16 protein-coding genes are annotated in these 17,489 nt (G+C 69.8%); 3 read left to right on the top strand and 13 right to left on the bottom strand.

Annotation, left to right across the window (positions count from 1 at the left end; all coding sequences use genetic code 11):
- Positions 1-32: 32 nt before the first annotated feature.
- From AB0I77_RS22345 to AB0I77_RS22305, 9 genes are all read right to left on the bottom strand, one after another.
- Positions 33-632 (bottom strand): nitroreductase family deazaflavin-dependent oxidoreductase, encoded by a 600-nt coding sequence (locus tag AB0I77_RS22345; protein WP_363284533.1) that lies wholly within the window; start codon positions 630-632, stop codon positions 33-35.
- Positions 633-711: 79 nt separating this feature from the next.
- Complete coding sequence (locus AB0I77_RS22340; RefSeq protein ID WP_363284406.1) at positions 712-1,674, bottom strand: pirin family protein; 963 nt, start codon at positions 1,672-1,674, stop codon at positions 712-714.
- 42 nt (positions 1,675-1,716) lie between these two features.
- A complete protein-coding gene (locus AB0I77_RS22335; protein ID WP_363284405.1) occupies positions 1,717-3,396 on the bottom strand; it encodes an NAD-dependent malic enzyme in 1,680 nt (559 codons plus the stop codon).
- 84 nt (positions 3,397-3,480) lie between these two features.
- On the bottom strand, positions 3,481-3,921 hold the full coding sequence (locus AB0I77_RS22330; RefSeq protein WP_363284404.1) for an SRPBCC family protein: 441 nt from the start codon (positions 3,919-3,921) through the stop codon (positions 3,481-3,483).
- A 74-nt stretch (positions 3,922-3,995) separates the two neighbouring features.
- Complete coding sequence (locus AB0I77_RS22325; RefSeq protein ID WP_363284403.1) at positions 3,996-4,742, bottom strand: Asp/Glu racemase; 747 nt, start codon at positions 4,740-4,742, stop codon at positions 3,996-3,998.
- A gap of 64 nt (positions 4,743-4,806) precedes the next feature.
- Positions 4,807-5,655 carry an alpha/beta fold hydrolase gene (locus AB0I77_RS22320; RefSeq protein WP_363284402.1) on the bottom strand — a complete coding sequence of 283 codons (849 nt, stop codon included), beginning with the start codon at positions 5,653-5,655 and terminating at the stop codon, positions 4,807-4,809.
- 6 nt (positions 5,656-5,661) lie between these two features.
- On the bottom strand, positions 5,662-6,414 hold the full coding sequence (locus AB0I77_RS22315) for an acetoacetate decarboxylase (RefSeq protein ID WP_363284401.1): 753 nt from the start codon (positions 6,412-6,414) through the stop codon (positions 5,662-5,664).
- A gap of 13 nt (positions 6,415-6,427) precedes the next feature.
- A complete protein-coding gene (locus tag AB0I77_RS22310) occupies positions 6,428-7,606 on the bottom strand; it encodes a cupin domain-containing protein (protein ID WP_363284400.1) in 1,179 nt (392 codons plus the stop codon).
- Positions 7,607-7,666: 60 nt separating this feature from the next.
- Entirely contained in the window at positions 7,667-8,983 is a 1,317-nt protein-coding gene (locus tag AB0I77_RS22305) for a hypothetical protein (RefSeq protein ID WP_363284399.1), read from the bottom strand.
- Between the two features lie 135 nt (positions 8,984-9,118).
- Here AB0I77_RS22305 and AB0I77_RS22300 point away from each other — a divergent pair, with 135 nt between their 5' ends.
- Complete coding sequence (locus AB0I77_RS22300) at positions 9,119-9,928, top strand: GntR family transcriptional regulator (protein WP_363284398.1); 810 nt, start codon at positions 9,119-9,121, stop codon at positions 9,926-9,928.
- A gap of 112 nt (positions 9,929-10,040) precedes the next feature.
- Here the strand turns inward: AB0I77_RS22300 and AB0I77_RS22295 are convergent, their stop codons facing one another.
- From AB0I77_RS22295 to AB0I77_RS22280, 4 genes are all read right to left on the bottom strand, one after another.
- Positions 10,041-11,495, bottom strand: coding sequence for an aldehyde dehydrogenase (locus AB0I77_RS22295; protein WP_363284397.1), 1,455 nt, complete (start codon positions 11,493-11,495; stop codon positions 10,041-10,043).
- Between the two features lie 110 nt (positions 11,496-11,605).
- On the bottom strand, positions 11,606-12,376 hold the full coding sequence (locus AB0I77_RS22290; protein WP_363284532.1) for a 3-hydroxyacyl-CoA dehydrogenase: 771 nt from the start codon (positions 12,374-12,376) through the stop codon (positions 11,606-11,608).
- 38 nt (positions 12,377-12,414) lie between these two features.
- A complete protein-coding gene (locus AB0I77_RS22285) occupies positions 12,415-13,581 on the bottom strand; it encodes a thiolase family protein (RefSeq protein ID WP_363284531.1) in 1,167 nt (388 codons plus the stop codon).
- A gap of 60 nt (positions 13,582-13,641) precedes the next feature.
- Complete coding sequence (locus tag AB0I77_RS22280; protein ID WP_363284396.1) at positions 13,642-14,439, bottom strand: crotonase/enoyl-CoA hydratase family protein; 798 nt, start codon at positions 14,437-14,439, stop codon at positions 13,642-13,644.
- A gap of 196 nt (positions 14,440-14,635) precedes the next feature.
- Between AB0I77_RS22280 and AB0I77_RS22275 the strand changes: the two genes are divergently transcribed.
- Both AB0I77_RS22275 and AB0I77_RS22270 read left to right on the top strand, forming a co-directional pair.
- Positions 14,636-15,832, top strand: coding sequence for an acyl-CoA dehydrogenase family protein (locus AB0I77_RS22275; protein ID WP_363284395.1), 1,197 nt, complete (start codon positions 14,636-14,638; stop codon positions 15,830-15,832).
- Positions 15,829-17,463, top strand: coding sequence for a long-chain fatty acid--CoA ligase (locus tag AB0I77_RS22270; protein WP_363284394.1), 1,635 nt, complete (start codon positions 15,829-15,831; stop codon positions 17,461-17,463). Before AB0I77_RS22275 ends, AB0I77_RS22270 begins: the two co-directional genes overlap by 4 nt.
- Positions 17,464-17,489 lie beyond the last annotated feature (26 nt).

The raw sequence follows: 17,489 nt of genomic DNA, 5'->3' as shown, positions 1-17,489 counted from the left end.
CAAGCCGGTGCTTCGGTGAGGTGGGTCCACTGCTAGGCGATGTTGGCCGAGGCTCTCCTCACCCATGGCCACCTCGAAGCAGCATTGCCCCACTGGCAAGTGTTCCTCGACACCTGCCCCCTGCTGCACTCCGCCCATGTCACGCGACGCCTGCGCGCCATGCGCCGACTCCTGCGCCACCACACCGCCACATGTCTGCTCGGGCAGGCCGCCGCGTTCGTGAAGAGGTCTGATCGATGCGCACGCCGCCGTCGCACGACCCGCAAGCAGGTTTCCGGAAATTCATACGGAATGATGCATGTCCGCGCTGATGGGGATAGGGGCAATGGCCCCTGCCTCACCGCGCAGGCCGGTCCCTCGGGGCGCGCCGTGGAGTTGCTCGGCGGCGACCTCCGCCTCGCGGCTCCGACCTCCACCCGTACGTTGCCGAGGTGGGCGGCGAGGTTGTGACACCAGGCCGGGTTCTTCGTCGCTCCGGCAGCCGAGGCCACGATCAGCCGGCCGCCGTCTCTGCCGGGAAACCAGCCCACGGGCGTCGAACGAGGCTGCCCACTCTTGCGACCGATGGTCGTGAGGACGAGGGCATTCAGGCCCCTCAGCTTGGCACCGCCTTTGCGGCGTATCCGCTTCATCATCCACTTGTTGAACCACTTGGGTTCAAGTGGATAGGTTGATCTACGTTCTGCCGCGTGTTCGTGCCGTTCGACAGCGTCAGTTGGCTGTCGCGGGGAGCACGCCCATCCGGCCGCTGCGGTAGTCCTCGATGGCCTGGACGATCTCGTCGTGAGTGTTCATCACGAACGGGCCGTAGGCCGCGAGCGGTTCGCCGATGGGGAGCCCGCCCAGCAGCAGGACTTCCATCTCGCCGGTGCGATTCGTCTGGTGGCCGTCCGCCGTCACGGTGAGCGCACCGCCCGCGCCGAAGTAGGCGATCCGGCCTTCGGCCACCGGGCGCCGCTCGGCGCCGACGGAGCCCTGACCGGACAGCACGTACGCCATGGCGGAGAAGTCGGGCCGCCAGGGCAGTCGGAGTCGGGCGCCCGGCGCGATCGAGGCGTGCACGAGGGTGATCGGTGTGTGCGTCGCTCCGGGACCGCGATGTCCGGCGATCTCCCCGGCGATGACACGCAGCAGCGCTCCGCCGTCCTGCGAGGCCAGCAACGCCAGCCGGGAGCCGGCGATGTCCTGGTAGCGCGGTGGGGCCATCTTCAGTTCGCTCGGGAGGTTCACCCACAGTTGAACGCCCTGGACGACGCCGCCTTCCATGACCAGACGTTCCGACGGGCTTTCGTGGTGCTGGACGCCTGAGCCCGCCGTCATCCACTGGGTGTCGCCGCCTCGGATGATCCCACCACCGCCGTGGGTGTCCTCGTGTTCGATCTCGCCGTCGATCAGGTAGGTGACGGTCTCGAAGCCCCGGTGCGGATGCCAGGGCCGTCCTTTCGCCGTCCGCGGCTCGAGGACGGTGTCGGCGCGGTGGTCGAGCAGGAGGAACGGGTCGGACATCCGCATCCCGGCACCGGGGGTAGGGAATACCCGGCGTACACCGAAACCCTCCGTGGGTTCCTCGTCCACACCGGTCTTGAGATGGGCGACCGGTCGGTCGACGGTGATCTCGGACAGGTCGGGAACGCGGGGCAGGACCAGCAGGTCCGGAACGGATATGGCGGGCATGGGAGTCTCCTGTGTGTCAGTGGGCCGGGCAGGACCGCTCGGTCACTCCGAGGCGGCTGTGTCGCCGTAGTCCGGTTTCCATTGCGCCGAGGCGATCGCCTCGCGCAGCTGCTTCTCGGTCGCCTCGGGTGCCACGCCGTCCTCGACCGCTGCCAGCGCGGCGGCCAGCGCGATGTCCCGGGCGGCCGCTCGCATCCCACTCAGGGGCGGGAGAAGCCGGGCCGGTCCGTCGCCGTCCTGAACCTCCGCTGCGCAGCGTGCGATGGCGCGGGCGGCGGCGACCAGCATGTGGTCGGTGACGCGGGCGGCCCGGCTCGCGGTCACCGCGAGCCCGATGGCGGGGAAGACGTACACGTTGTTGGCCTGGGCCACTGTCACCTCGTGCCCGTCGACCTTCAGCGGTGCGAACGGCGAGCCGGTGGCGATCAGCGCCGTGCCGTTCGTCCAGCGGTGCAGGTCCGCGGGGTCGGCCTCGGCGTTCGAGGTGGGGTTGGAGAGCGGGAAGATGACGGGCCGTTCGCAGGTGGATGCCATCTGCCGCACGATCGCCTCGGTGAACGCGCCCCGCGCCGTCGACAGCCCGATGAGCGCGGTCGGCGCGGTGCGGCGCACCACCTCGGCGAGGCCGGTGTCGTTCCATTCGGCCACTTCGTCGTCGTCACGTGCGTAGAGCCGCTGTTCGTCGGTCAGGCCGGTTCGTGAGCGCACCAGCAGTCCCTCCACGTCGACCACCCAGAAGCGCGCGGTGGCCACGGCGGCGGAGACTCCTTCCTCGGTCATCGCCGTGCGGATCATGTCGGCGACACCGATGGCGGCCGAACCCGCGCCCAGCACCACCAGACGCTGTTGCGCCAGCGGCGTGCCGGAGATGTCGGCCGCGGTGGACAGGGCACCGAGCGCCACGGCGGCGGTGCCCTGGATGTCGTCGTTGAAGGTGAGCAGACGGTCGCGGTAGCGGGTGAGGATGGGACGCGCGTGGGCGGTGGCGAAGTCCTCCCACTGGAGCAGGGTGTTCGGCAGTTCCACCTCGACAGCCGAGACGAACGACTCGATCATCTCGTCGTACTCCGCGCCGGTGAGGCGGCGGCTGCGTCGGCCGAGGTACCGCGGATCGGCGAGCAGTTCCTCATTGTCCGTACCGACGTCCAGCAGGATCGGCAGCGTGCGTGCCGGGGCGATGCCGCCGATGGCCGTGTACAGACTCAGCTTGCCGATCGGGATGCCCATGCCGCCCACGCCCAGGTCGCCCAGGCCGAGGATGCGCTGCCCGTCGGTGACCACGATGACGTCGACGTCCTGGTCGTCGTGCGGCCGGTTGCGCAGGATCTCCCGGAACCTGTGCCGGTCCTCCCAGGAGAGGAACAGGCCGCGCGGTCGGCGGTATATCGAGCTGAACTGCCGGCAGGCATCCCCGACGGTCGGGGTGTAGACGACCGGGAGCATTTCTTCGAGGTGCTCCGTCACGAGACGGTAGAAGAGGACCTCGTTGGTGTCCTGCAGCTGTCGCAGGTAGATGTGCTGGTTGAGGGGCTTGGCATAGCTGAGATAGGCCTCGTAGGCCCGGGCCACCTGCGCCTTGAGGGTTTCCACGGCAGGCGGCAGCAGACCGTCGAGGTTGAGCCGGGCACGTTCGCTCGGGCTGAACGCCGTCCCCTTGTTGAGGAGAGGGTCGGCGAGGACGGCGGTGCCGCGGAGTTCGGAGTTCGGGCGGCTGTGGGGCATCACGGATTCCCAAGGGTTGACGGACAGTCGAGGAGGCCGTGGCCGACGGCGCCGGTTGCGACGCCGTCGGCCACCATGCCCGGGTCAGGGGAAGACGGGCCCCTTCTTCTCGTGTGCGAGGACGTCCTCGACCAGCGCCTTCAGGTTCGCCACGGACTGCGCCTCGGTCTCGGGCGTCGCCGCCCGCGATTCCTGCGAACCGCTGCCGTTGACGATCCGTCGGAACAGGGTGCCGTCGGGGACCTGCTCGAAGGTGTACGAGATGGAGCCGGGAGTACCCACGAGCTCGATGGTCACGTGCTTGGCGCGCTCGTACGCCGCGACCCGCCAGGTCAGTTCCCTGGACCCCTCGGCGGTGCGGATGAACTCGGTGAACTCGTCGCCCGGAAGGAACGGGCGCTGGACAGTGCCCGTGACGGCCCGGGTGAGGACGTGCCACTGCGGCCAGAAGCGGACCTGCGTGATGATGTCGAAGACCTGCTCGGGAGAGCCGTTGATCGTGGTTTCCATGGGGATGGGGGCCATGGACGTGCTCCTTCGCTTGGTGCGTGGATGTGGGGGGCCGGCCGGACGGGGCGCCTGAGCGTCCCGCCCGGTGGTCAGTTCTGCTTGAAGAGCGCGCCGGCGCCGTCGGCGACGGTCTCCAGGCCGAGGGTGCGCAGCACCTTCCAGGACGTGGCCGCGGCCGCCGTGACGACAGGCAGACCGAGACGCTTCTCCGCGTCAGGGATGGCGGGAAGGGAGGGCATCTGGACGCAGGCGGAGAGCACGACGGCGTCCACGCCGCGGGTGTCGAGTCCGGCCGCGATGTCCGGCAGCCGGGACGGATCCAGGCGGCCGACGGCGAGGTTGTCGTCGACCTCCAGGCTGATGGAGTCCTGGACCTCGATGCCCTCGGACTCGATGTAGCCGGCCACCAGGGCGGTCAGCGGCTTCATGTACGGGGTGACGATGGACACCTTCTTGGCACCGAGGTGGTGCAGTCCCTCCACCAGGGCCCCGGCGCTGGAGAGGACGTCCACCGCGCAGCCGTTTTCGGCGGCGGTGCGGGTGAGATCGGCCTCGATGCCGCGGTGCACGCCGTTGCCCTGCGACATGATCGCGACGAGGCACGCGTACGCCATCACCTCGACCTGCGCGTCGGCGAGTTCAACCGCCGCGCGGCCCGCGTCGGCGTTCATCGCGGCCAGCTCGCTCTTCTCGACGGTCTTCATCCGCATGCGGCTGGCGTGGAAGGTGAACTGATCGCCCGTCAGCGCGCTCTGCCGGCGGAGGATCTCCGGGATCTCGGTCTCCATGGTGGTGTTCGAACTCGGCACCAGCAGGCCGATCCGGTGACTGGACATGATTGCTCCGTGAGTTGTTAGGTGGCCCGGGACGGCCGGCCGCCAGGCCGGTGACCGGGGGGTATCAGGCAGGCAGAGTGCTTCGCTCCGCGTGGAGGATGGACTGCAGCAGGTGGTCGAGCGACGACCAGATCGCCTCGGGGTTCTGGAGGTGTGGGTAGTGCCCCGTTCCGGCGACCACGGCGGCCTCGGGATATGCCTTGACGAGGTCGGACGGCCGGCAGAGCGGGTCGTGTTCACCGGTGGCGAGCACGATCTCCTGCGCCTTGCAGGCCGCGATCAGCCCGGGCAGATCCGAGGCGCCGACGGACAGGACAGCGGGGTCCGCCACGGGCTCCCACTGGTCCCCGTCGCCGATCACCAGGGAGTCGCACATGGGGGAGTCCGTTGTCACCACGTCGCTCATGGCGGCCGCACGCAGTACGAACCCCAGGGCATCGTTCCGCGTGGCGAAGACGGGCGCGGGGGCGGCGGCCACGGTGGTCATCAGGTCCCGTTCCTCTGTGGACCAGAGTGGTTTCACGCCTATCGCGCACACGGTGGTCACGTCGATGCCGAACCACCCGCTGGCGAGCGTGAGGGCGACCACGCCGCCGAGGGAGTGGCCGAGGACGTGTACCGGTACGCCGCGGGGCACATGTTCGGTCACGGCGTCGGCGACCTCGGCCGCGATCCGGCCGTAGCTGTAGTGGGCCAGACGCGGCGAGCGCCCGTGCCCGGGGAGGTCGGGCACCAGCCAGCTGCCCGGCCACCGTTCCCGCAGGAGGCCCTCGACGGCCTGCCAGACCTGGCCGTCGCCCAGGCCGCCGTGGAGCAGCACCAGCACCGGCCCGTCGGGCCCTCCAGCGCGGCGGAGATGCAGTCCGCGGCTTGCGGAGGGACGCGACGCCGGGTTGTCCGGTGACATCGTCATCGCCTCCTAGGCGTTCGGGACGTGAGCGAGGTAGTCGAAGACCGGCTCGGCGGGGGCCAGCGACAGATCGGTGAGGATGTGGCTCGCCGAGACCACTTCGACGACCGGCAGGTCGGCGAGCGGGGCGAGGACGTGGTGGAAGAGCTGGAGGCGGGCGGGGCCGGACCAGGCTTCCTTCACGGTGATGTCGGTGATCTGGGTCCGGACCAGATCGGCGACCCGGGGCTTGAAGTCATAGCCGGGCACGATCTTCACCATGTACGTCGGCACGGTGATCTGCCGGAGAGCCTCCTCCGGGTTGAGCCGCCGGTGTTTGTAACCCATGGTCGCCGTGGCCACGCGCAGGGTCCCGAAGTCGAGGGTGCCCACGAGCGTTCCGTGGTCGACGTACAGGCGTGGCGTGCCCAGCACCTTGGGATAGGCGGACAGTTCCCGGCCGCCGGCCGTGGCCGGGAAGTTGTCGAGGTACATGGCGTGCAGGTACTCGCCCTGCTCGCCCTCGAAGTCCACCGGGATCGCGATGCCGGCCTCGGTGTAGGGGCCGAAGCCTCCGACGTCGCCCATGTGCATGACCTCGAACCGCACGAGGGGTTCGCCGACCGTCAGCGGCTCGGGTACGACGGCCCGCAGTGCCTCCGGGTCGGTGCGGTAGACGATGTTGAGGTACTCCCGGTCGATGAACCGGGTGCCGGACGGCGTCGGGTAGGCGGGCGCGGTCAGCGGTGTGTTCAGGCTGCTGACGACCTGATCGGCGTGCATGACAGGACTCCGATCAGGCGTTGCGCCAGCTGGCGAGGTAGTCGGAGTCCTCGCTGGCCAGGGCGGCTTCGCCGATGTCGAGCGGGCGGAAGGTGTCGATCATGACGGCGCGCAGGTTCTTGATCTCGATGCGGCCGGCGTTGTAGGCGTCGACGGACTTCTCCAGCTCGTTCGTGTGCGGGCCGTGGATGAAGCCGGCGGGGTGCCAGGTGATGGAGCCCGTCTCGATGCCGTGCCCTGCACGCGCGCCGCCCGCCGCCTCCACGTAGAACATCAGCTCGTCGGAGTCGACGTTGGCGTGGTTGTAGGGGACGATCACCGCGTCAGGGTGGTACTCGACCTTGTGCGGCACGAACGAGCAGATGACGAAGCCCGGCGCCTCGAAAGTCTGGAAGGTCGGCGGCGGTTGGTGGATCCGGCCGATGATCGGCTCGTAGTCGTCCATGCTGAACGCGTACGGGTAGAGCTGCCCGTCCCAGCCCACGACGTCGAAGGGGTGGTGGGCGTAGGTGTAGCGCGTGCCGCCGGCCCGGTGACGCACATACACGTCGACGTTCTCGCCCTCCACGACGAGGGGCTCCGACGGGCCTCGCAGATCCCGCTCGCAGTACGGGGAGTGCTCCAGGAACTGGCCGCGGGCGGACAGGTAGCGCTTGGGCGGGCGGATGCCGCCGGTCGACTCCGCGATGAGGAGTCGTACAGGTTCCTCACCGGTCGGCACCCACCGGTGCGTCGCGGAGGTCGGCATGATGACGAAGTCGCGCGGGCCGACCTCCAGCGAGCCGAAGACGGTCTCGACGCGGGCGGTGCCGGACTCGACGAAGTACATCTCGTCGCCCATGGCGTTGCGGTACAGCGGGCTGGGCCGATCGGCGACGACGTAGCTGACCCGCACGTCCGGGTTGGCGGCCAGCAGGCGGCGGCCGGTGACCGCGTCGCCTCCCTCGTCCACTTTGTGGGTGCGGACCAGACGGGGCTTGAGAGGGTGGTTGGGTGTGGTGCCCTGCCCCGTGATCTCCCAGGCATCGACCGCGACAACGTCGGTGGGAGCGTAGGTGTGGTAGAGCAGCGCGGAGTCGGACGAGAAGCCCTCGGTGCCCATCAGTTCCTCGCGGTACAGCCCGCCGTCGGGCTTACGGAACTGGACGTGTCGCTTGTGGGGCACCTGTCCCACGGAACGGTAGAACGGCATTTCTGCCTCCAAGGGGGGTTGGGTGGTGCTGTTTGGTGCTCTGGTTCGGCGGTGATGGCGTCAGGACACGTCGAGGCGCTCGCCCAGCCACTTGGTGACGATCTCGCCGGCGGCCTCGCGCGGGTTGTAGTCGATCGGTGCGTTCGGCAGCAGGAAGAGGTAGTGGTGCGCGTGGGCGAGGGTCGTGAACGTCTTGTCACCTGCCGGGATGCGGGAGAAGATCTCCTCCTGCTCCTCCGGGTAGGCGTCGGTGTCGCCGAGCGGTGCGACGACCAGGGTGGGCACGTCGATGTGCTCGGCGGCATGGGTCCACTCGGCCTGGGCCGACAGACCGCTCCAGGTCGCCAGCCAGGCGCGTGCGGTCAGGATCCGGCCCAGCGCGTTGGGGCCGTAGGAGCCCCGCAACGGATGGCCGCCCGAGAAGATGCTCCCGGGCACGCGGTGGTTGGGGTGGATGCTCGGGTCCGTGTGTGCCGGGTTGGCGACCGTTCCGTAGATGCTCAGATACGGCGACATCAGTGCCCTGCGAGCCGTGGGCGAGCCGAGCTTCTCCCGGTCGACGGCCTGCCTCGCCTCTTCGTAGTCCGCGATCAGGGAGCGGGCGATGACATCCAGACGGCGGGCGCGGGCACGCTGGCCCTCGCGGTAGGCGGCGAGCCACTCGGTGTCGTACTTGCTCGGCTCCGGGAACGGCTGGTAGCCGTTGTCGGGGTTGAACATGTCCAACGCCGGGTCGATCGCCGTCGGGTTGGACTCGTCGACGATCGCCGGGTCGAGCATGTTGAGCATGATGATGCCCTCGCCGGCGTGGGGGGCCAGGGCGACGTAGAAGTCGGCCGGCGGCATGTCCTCCGTGGCGAAGCGGGTCGGCGTGCCGTGCGGGCCGTGTGTGTGGCGCTCCTCGGGCGGGAGGGCGGCCTGCCACTGGTAGTACGACAGCAGGGAGGTGCCGCCGCTGCTGCCGATGAGCACGATCTTCTCGAAGCCGCGGTCCTTGAGCATCCGGATGCCCGCCGCGGTGTCGAGGACGACCTCCTCGTGCACCATGTCGCTGTCGTTGTTCAGCGCACGGCTGGTCTGTCCCCACACCGCGTATCCCGCCTCCAGCAGGTACGGGCTCAGGTACTGCCGGGACTGGTTCTCCCGCGGGTGCATGAACACAGCGACGGTCTTGGGCTTCGGGCCCGGCGGCAGGTGCAGGAGACCGAAGGAGAAGGCCCCGTCGGAAGCCGTGATGTCGATGAACTCACGCTGCGTCCCAGCCGGAAGCTGGTCCATCCGGTAGGCGTTGACGCTGCCTCGCGCCCGGCGCTCGGGAGTGACGAACAACTCGGGAAGCGGAGTATCGGGGAGTCGGTACCTGCTCTGGGCAGTCATGTCGGGTCCTCACAAGGTCGACAGAAGGGAAAGCTCGTAATCACATATTCATATGGGAAAGGTGGAAAGTCAAGTGAGGGTCGGTCATAATGGCCTGGAGACGCTCACGCAGTTTGGTCAGGAGAGGCCGTGTACATGTCGAACGAGTCCGGTGGTGACGGGATCGCGAGTCCCGCGGCGGACGACGGGGACGTCCTCAACCCGGACGTCCCGATGCAGCAGCAGATCTACCGGCAGCTACGTGCGGAGATCCTCGACGGGCTGTGGGTGGGCCGCACGGACTTTCCCGGCGAGCGTGAGCTGGCCGAGCGCTTCAAGGTCAGTGTGGTGACGGCCCGGACCCCGCTCGAGCGTCTGGGCGAGGAAGGCTTGGTCGAGCGCGGTCGCGGCAAGCGTCCGCGGGCCGTCTACATACCCCCGAGCCCTGGCGACCAGGATGACCTGCCGGTCTTCTACCCGGAGGAGGAGTCCTCGGAGTACGGGTATGAGCTGCTGAAGGTCGGCGTGGATGTCGCCCCCGCCGAGGCCTGCCGGGTGTTCGGGCTGCCGCCGGGCAGCAAGCTGTGGCAGTGCGTCCGGCTGCGGATCTACCGGGGTCTTCCGCACGTCGTCTCGCATAATGCGCAGTTGCCCGAACTGGGCGAGCGCCACAGCCTCGAAGACCTCAAGACCAAGCCCATGATGTCGATCCTGACCGCGGAGGGTGTCGACGTCACCACGATCCGCAGACGGCTGCACGCCGGTACCGCGCCGCCGATCGTCTCCCGCCACCTGGGTCTGTACCTCGACACGCCGGTGTCCGTGTGCGTGTTGACACTGCTCGATGAGAACGACGCCCCCGTCGAGTGGATAAGGGCGTATGTCGACCCGAAGCTGCCGGTGCGCGAGGAAGTCCGCGACGTGCACAAGGGGTACTGGGTGATCCCGAGCCGCCAGCAGGGCTGACCGGCTGCGGCCTGAACGCCCGGGTTTTCGACGGTTCCTTGGGCGTGCGACGGACACGAGGACGGCGCTCAGGAGCATGGGGGACTCCTTGGCGCCGTCCGTGCGTGACGCATCAGGCCGGCAGGTACACCGACTGCAACTCCAGGTACGCGTTCAGGCCTTCGGGGCCCAGCTCGCGCCCCAGGCCGCTGGCGCGGCGGCCGCCGAAGGGGGAGTTGAAGTCCAGGCGGTAGCCGTTGACGCCGATGCTGCCGGTGCGCACCCGGCGGGCGATGGCCGTGCCGCGCTCCTCATCGGTGGTCCAGACCGTGCCGCCGAGCCCGTACTCGGAGTCGTTGGCGAGAGCGACCGCCTCGTCGTCCGAGCTGTAGGGGGTGACGACGAGAACGGGACCGAAGATCTCCTCGCGGAAGATGGTCATGTCGGGCCGCACGTCGGCGAAGACCGTCGGCTCGACGTACCACCCGCGGTCGAGGCCGGCCGGGCGTCCGCCGCCGGCCGTGAGCCGGGCGCCCTCGGAGTGGCCGGACGCGATGTAACCTTCGATGCGCTCACGCTGGGCGGCGGAGACCACTGGCCCCACGGCGGTGGCCGGGTCGAGGGGGTCACCGACCCGCAGGCCGGAGGCCATGGCGGAGACGGCGTCGAGGATCTCGGCATAGCGGCTCGCGGGTGCGAGAAGCCGGGTGCTGCCGTAGCAGGTCTGGCCGTTGTTGAAGAACGAGATGCCGGGGAGCCCCTTGATGGTGGCGTCGAGATCGGCGTCGTCGAGGACGATCGCCGCCGACTTGCCGCCCAGTTCCAGGGTGACCGGGCGCAGCAGTCGCCCGCAGACCTCGGCGATCGACCGGCCGGCCGGAGTGGAACCGGTGAAGCCGATTTTGTCGACGCCGGGGTGGGCGACGAGGGACTCACCTGCTTCGAGGGCGCCGGGCACGATGTTCAGTACGCCAGGCGGCAGGCCCGCCTCGGCGGCGGCCTCGGCCAGGAGGTACGCGTCCAGCGAGGTCTCCAGCGCGGGCTTGAGGACGATCGCGCAGCCCGCCGCGAGCGCGGGCGCGACCTTCATGATCGCGAGCGTCTGCGGGTAGTTCCACGGCACGATCGCCCCCACGACCCCGACCGGTTCCCGTCGGACCAGCGTGGTGGTGCCGGTGAAGGAGGGGCGCCGTTCCTCCCACTCGAAGGTGCGGGCGAGGCCCGCGTAGTACCTGAGGATCGCCGCCGTGCTGTGGGCGTTGGCCCGCGGGGACATGGCGATCGGCATGCCGTTCTCGCGGGAGACCAGTCGGCCGAACTGGTCGGCGCGCGCCTGGATGGCGTCGGCGAACCGCTCCATCGCGTCAGCGCGCTCGGCGGGGCTCGCCGTGGGCCAGGGGGCGCCGGGGGAGTCCAGTGCGCGGCGGGCCGCGGTCGCCGCGGCGTCGATGTCCTTGCCGCCGGCGACGGGGACGCGCCCGATCGGTTCCTCGGTGGACGCGCCGATGACGGTGTAGGTCTCCGAGCCGAGCGGCTGCTGCAGGCCGCCGTCGATGTAGAAGGAGGTGTGCTCCGTGAAGCTGTCCATGTGCATGTTCCCTGCGTGGGGGTCCGCAGGCTGCCGGGCCTCGTCCGCGCGCCCGGACAGCCTCCTAAACGACTATTCATATGTGAATATACGCGCTGGGTGTGGCTGTGTCATCGAGGAGCCATGCGAATCGCTCCGTCCAGCCGGATGACCTCGCCGTTCAGCATCGGGTTCTCGGCGATGTGCTGGACCAGCGCGGCGTACTCGGAGGGGTGGCCGAGGCGGCTGGGGTGGGGGACCTGGGCGCCGAGCGATGCCTTGGCGTCCTCGGGCAGCCCTGCGAGCATCGGCGTCTCGAACAGTCCCGGGGCGATGGTCATCACGCGGATGCGGTGGCCCGCCAGGTCCCGGGCTACGGGCAGGGTGAGGCCGACCACGCCCCCCTTCGAGGCGGAGTACGCGGCCTGACCGATCTGACCGTCGTACGCGGCCACGGAAGCGGTGTTGACGATCACTCCGCGTTCCTCGCCGCCCTCGGCCGGCTCCTGCGCCGCCATCCTCTCGGCGGCCAGCCGGATCACGTTGAAGGTGCCGATCAGGTTGACCTGGATCGTGCGGGCGAAGTCGGGCAGCGGGAAGGGGCCGCTCTTGCCCAAGGTGCGGGCGGCGGTGCCGATACCGGCGCAGTTGACCGCGATCCTCAGGGCGCCGAGCCCGGCGGCGGCCTCGATGGCGGCACTCACGTCGGCCTCGCTGGTGACGTCGGTGGGCGCGAAGACGGCCCGCTCGTCGCCGAACTCGGCGGCGACCGCCTTGCCGTCGGAGGAGGGAAGGTCGGCCAGGACCACCGACGCCCCGGCGTCGAGCAGCCGCCGGGCGGTGGCCAGACCGAGGCCAGAGGCCCCGCCGGTGATGAGGGCGACGCTGCCTGCGATGTTCATGATGGTTGCTCCCATGCTGCGTGGGGTGTGAAAGGTCGTCAGAGGCGTTCGATGATGGTGGCGTTGGCCATACCGCCGCCCTCGCACATGGTCTGCAGGCCGTAGCGGCCGCCTGTGGCTTCCAGGTGGTTGACCAGGGTGGAGAGCAGACGGGTGCCGGAGGCGCCGAGTGGATGGCCGAGCGCGATGGCGCCCCCGCGCGGGTTGAGGCGCTCGGGGTCGGCGTCGAACTCGCGCTGCCACAGCAGGGGCACGGGCGCGAAGGCCTCGTTGACCTCGTAGGCGTCGATGACGTCGATCGACAGGCCGGAGCGTTCGAGGATCTTGTGGGTGGCCGGGATGACCCCGTCGAGCATCAGCAGTGGGTCGGAGCCGGAGACCGCGAAGGAGTGGTAGCGGGCACGGGGGCGCAGACCGAGGCGTTCGGCGGTGGCGGCGCTCATGATGAGAGCGGCGGAGGCGCCGTCGGTGAGCGGGGAGGAGTTGCCGGGCGTGATGCGCCAGTCGATCTCGGGGAAGCGCTCGGCTCCGGGGACCCCGGTGAAGGCGGGCTTGAGGCCGGCCAGGCCCTCCGCGGTGGTCGTCGCCCGGACCGTCTCGTCAGCGGTGTGGCCGTCGACGGGGACGATCTCCTTGTCGAAACCGCCGGTCTCCGTCGCCGACCAGGCACGCTGATGGGAGCGGGCCGCGAAGGCGTCGAGCTCCTCGCGCTCCAGCTTCCAGCGGACGGCGAGGAGTTCGGCGGAGAGGCCCTGGGATATCAGTCCCTCCGGGTAGCGGCGAAGCAGCCCCTTGCCGGAGGTGTCGGCACCCGCCGAGCTGGAGCCCATCGGTACCCGGCTCATCGACTCCACGCCGCACGCGATCACGATGTCGTACGCCCCAGCGATCACACCCTGAGCCGCGAAGTGCCCGGCCTGCTGGCTGGAACCGCACTGCCGGTCGACGGTCGTCGCGGGCACCGACTCGGGGAAGCCGGCCGCCAGCAGCGCGGTGCGGGTGATGTTGAGGGCCTGCTCGCCGGACTGGGAGACGCAGCCGCCGATCACGTCGTCGACCAGGGCGGGGTCGAGACCGTTGCGTTCGACGAGGGCGGCGAGCACGGTGGCCAGGAGGTCGACGGGGTGGTGGCCGGACAGGGCGCCGCCCGGCTTTCCCTTGCCGGACGCGGTACGAACCACGTCAACGATGACGGCGTCGTTGATGTCAGGCATCAGAGATCCTTACTGCTACGGGCTGACTGGTGGGTGCGGCGGGGCCGAAGGTCAGCGCCCGGCCCATCGGGGTGCGCGCTTCTCGGCGAAGGCGCGTGGACCTTCCTTCGCGTCGTCGCCGGCCAGGACCTTCTGGAAAGCGCGGTCGTTCTCGATCCAGGCCTCGGCCTCGCTCTGGCCTTCGCTCCAGGACATGAGTCGTTTCACCGCGTGCACGGACAGGGGCGCTGCGGACGCCACCCGCTCGGCGAGCTCCAGAGCGGCGTCGACCGACTTGCCCGCCGGCGCGATCTGGTTGAACAGGCCCCACCGCGCGGCCGTGGCGGCGTCCACGGTGGTTCCGGTGAGTGCGATCTCCCGGGCGATGTTGCGCGGCACCCGGTGCTGAAGCCGCAGCACCCCGCCCGCGGCCGGGAACAGCCCGTGATGCACCTCGGGCATTCCGAACGTTGCGTTCTCGTCGGCCACCACCAGGTCGCAGGCCAGGACGATCTCGGCGCCGCCGCCCAGCGCGGGTCCGTTGACGGCGGCGACAAGCGGTTTGCCGACCGGGTGCCGGACGATGCCCGCGAAGCCCCATTCGGGATGCAGCGGATCGTTCACGGAGCGCCCCGCCGCCGCTTCCTTGAGGTCCATGCCCGCACAGAAGGCCCGCCCTGCGCCGGTCACCACCGCGACCCGCAGGTCCGTGTCGGCGTCGAATTCCTCCAGGGCCGTACCCAGGGCTGCTGAGAGGTCCGCGTTCACGGAGTTGAGGGCTCGGGGTCGGTTGAGCGTGATCAGAGCGACGGCGCCGCGTCGCTCCAGCGTGACCACCGGCGTCGGTGCGTCCGTTTCGGCTGTCGGCATGATGCCCGACTCCTTCGGTTGCTAGAGCTCTATTTAACGCTCGTTAGAAACGCTAGAGTCGACCAGTCGGCGACGTCAAGGTTTCCGTCTCGGAACGGGCGCTTTCTCCTGTCGAGAGCTTGACCTATGCCGTAATCCGCTCATAGCGTTCGAACGAACGTTAAGTAATCGCCACTCCAAGAGCCGCGAGGACCCCATGGCGATCGATTTCACCCTTGAGCCCGAACTCGTCGAACTGCGAGACCGCACCGCGGAGTTCGTCCGGACGACCGTGCTCCCCGCCGAAGCGGAGCTGCTCCGCGGGCCGGGCGCGCCGGACGACGCCCTGCGACGCACGCTTCAGCGGGCCGCCCGCGAGGCGGGGATCTTCGCCCCGACCGTCCCGGAGGACCTCGGCGGCCTCGGCCTCGACCTGCGCGGACAGTCCGTGGTCCTGGAGGAGGCCGGCCGCAGCCTTCTGGGCCCGCTGGCCCTGCACTGCGCGGCGCCCGACGAGGGCAACATGCTGATGCTGGAGAAGATCGCCGACGCCGTACAGCGCGACCGCTTCCTGAAGCCGCTGGCCGCCGGGGACGTGCGGTCCTGCTTCGCGATGACCGAACCCGCACCCGGTGCGGGATCGGATCCGTCCCAGCTGGCCACAGCCGCTCGCCGGACGGACCGGGGTTGGGTGCTGGACGGCCGCAAGCGGTTCATCACCGGCGCCGACGGAGCCGACTTCGCCATCGTCATGGCGCGCACCGGCACGGACTCCGATCCGGCGGCGACCATGTTCCTCGTACCCACCGACACCCCTGGTTTCCGTCTCCTCCGGCACATACCGAGCCTCGACCAGGGCTTCACCGGCGGGCACTGCGAGATCGAACTGGACGGCTGCGAAGTCGGGGACGACGCCGTCCTCGGCGAAGTCGGCAAGGGCTTCGCCTACGCCCAGGTGCGTCTGGCCCCGGCCCGGCTCACCCACTGCATGCGCTGGCTGGGCCTGGCCCGCCGGGCCCACGAGCTGGCCCTCGGCTACGCGGCCGAGCGCACCGCGTTCGGCAGTCGGCTCGGTGAACTCGGCATGGTGCAGCAGCAGTTGGCGGACAACGAGATCGATCTCACCGCCTCACGGGCCCTCGTCCGCGAGGCCGCCTGGGTCCTCGATCAGGGCCGCTCCGGGAAGCACGAGTCCTCCGTCGCCAAGACCTTCACCGCCGAGGCCGTCGGCCGGATCGTCGACCGCGCCGTACAGGTGTGCGGCGCTCTCGGTATCTCGGCGGACATGCCCCTGTCGGCCTATTTGCGCGAGGTACGGCCCTTCCGCATCTACGACGGCCCGTCCGAGACCCACCGTTGGTCGATCGCCCGCCGAGCACTCAGAGCCGTCGCGACAAAGGAGTCGAACCGATGAAGAGCACCATGATGGACCGGGACCTGCAGGTCGGCGATCTGCTCCGGCACGGACAGCGGGTGCACGCACTCAGCCGTGTGGTGCGCTGTGCCCAGGACGGCGGCGGGTCCTGGACCTTCGCCGAGACCGCCGAGCGGGCGGAGCGGCTGGCCGCGGCCCTGACCCGGCTGGGCGTCGAGCGCGGCGACCGGGTCGCGACCCTGTGCTGGAACACGCTGGAGCACATGGCCGCCTACCTCGCGGTGCCGTCCATGGGCGCCGTCCTGCACACCCTGAACCTGCGGCTCCACTCCGACCAGCTCGGCTACATCATCGAGCACGCCGAGGACCGGGTCATCGTCGTCGACTCGACGCTGCTGGGCCTGCTCGGCCAGGTGCGCGACCAGCTCCCCACCGTGCGCCACGTCGTCGTGGTCGGCGAGGGCGCGACGCCCGACCTGCCCGACCACATCCAGGTCCACGCCTGGGACGCGCTGCTCGACGCCGAGGAGCCCGGCTTCGCCTGGCCCGATGTCGACGAACGCTCCGCCGCCGCCCTGTGCTACACCACCGGCACCACCGGCGACCCGAAGGGCGTGGCGTACAGCCACCGCTCGATCCTGCTCCACACCCTGGGCATCTCCAGCGGTAACGCCGCGGCCATGTCCGACCGCGACCGGATCCTGCCGATCGTGCCGATGTTCCACGCCAACGCCTGGGGCTGGCCCTACGCCGGCTGGCTGGCCGGCGCCGACATCATCATGAACGGACGGCATCTCACCGTCCCCGACCTCGCCCGCATCATCGACGAGGAGCGGCCCACCGCAGTCGCCGCCGTCCCCGTCCTCTGGAACGGTCTGCTGCACCACGGCCGACAGCACCCGCTGAACCTCTCCTGCGTCCGGCTCGCCGGCTGCGGCGGCTCCAGCCCCTCGCGGGCCCTCGTCGCCGAGTTCAAGGAGCGCTACGGCATCCAGCTCGCCCAGGGCTGGGGCATGACCGAGACCAGCCCGCTGGCCAGCTGGTCGGCGCCGCCGTGCGGCACGGCGCCGGAGGAGGAGGTCGACTGGCTGGTCAAGAGCGGCCGGGTGATGCCCCTGGTCGAGGTCCGCGTCATGGGCATGGACGGCAACGAACAGCCCTGGGACGGAGAGTCGGTCGGCGAACTCCAGCTGCGCGGGCCCTGGGTGACCGGAAGCTACCTGCACACCGAGAACACCGCCGAGAAGTTCGACGACGGCTGGCTGCGCACCGGTGACCTGGGCACTGTCGGGCCCGGCGGCTGGATCGTCGTACGCGACCGTCTCAAGGACGGCATCAAGAGCGGCGGTGAGTGGATCTCCACCGTCGAGCTGGAGAACGCCATCGCCGAACACCCGGCCGTCGTCGAAGCCACGGTGGTCGGCGTACCCGATGCCAAGTGGGACGAGCGGCCTCTGGCCTGCGTTGCGCTCGCCGAGGGTGCCGCCGTGTCGCCGGCCGAGCTGCGGGACTTCCTCGAAGGACGGGTCGCGCACTGGTGGATCCCCGAGCGCTGGACGTTCCTCGACGCCATCCCGAAGACCAGCGTCGGCAAGTACGACAAGCGTGCCGTCCGGCGGCTGTACCGGGACGGCGAGATGACCATCGAGATCGGCGGCACGTACACGTGAACCGCGAAGGAACCACAGCCCCGAAC

The sequence above is a fragment of the Streptomyces sp. NPDC050619 genome, from assembly GCF_040654815.1.
GTDB lineage: Bacteria > Actinomycetota > Actinomycetes > Streptomycetales > Streptomycetaceae > Streptomyces.
Note: the sequence above shows the minus strand (reverse complement) of the source record. Positions and strands in the feature narration are given on the sequence as shown.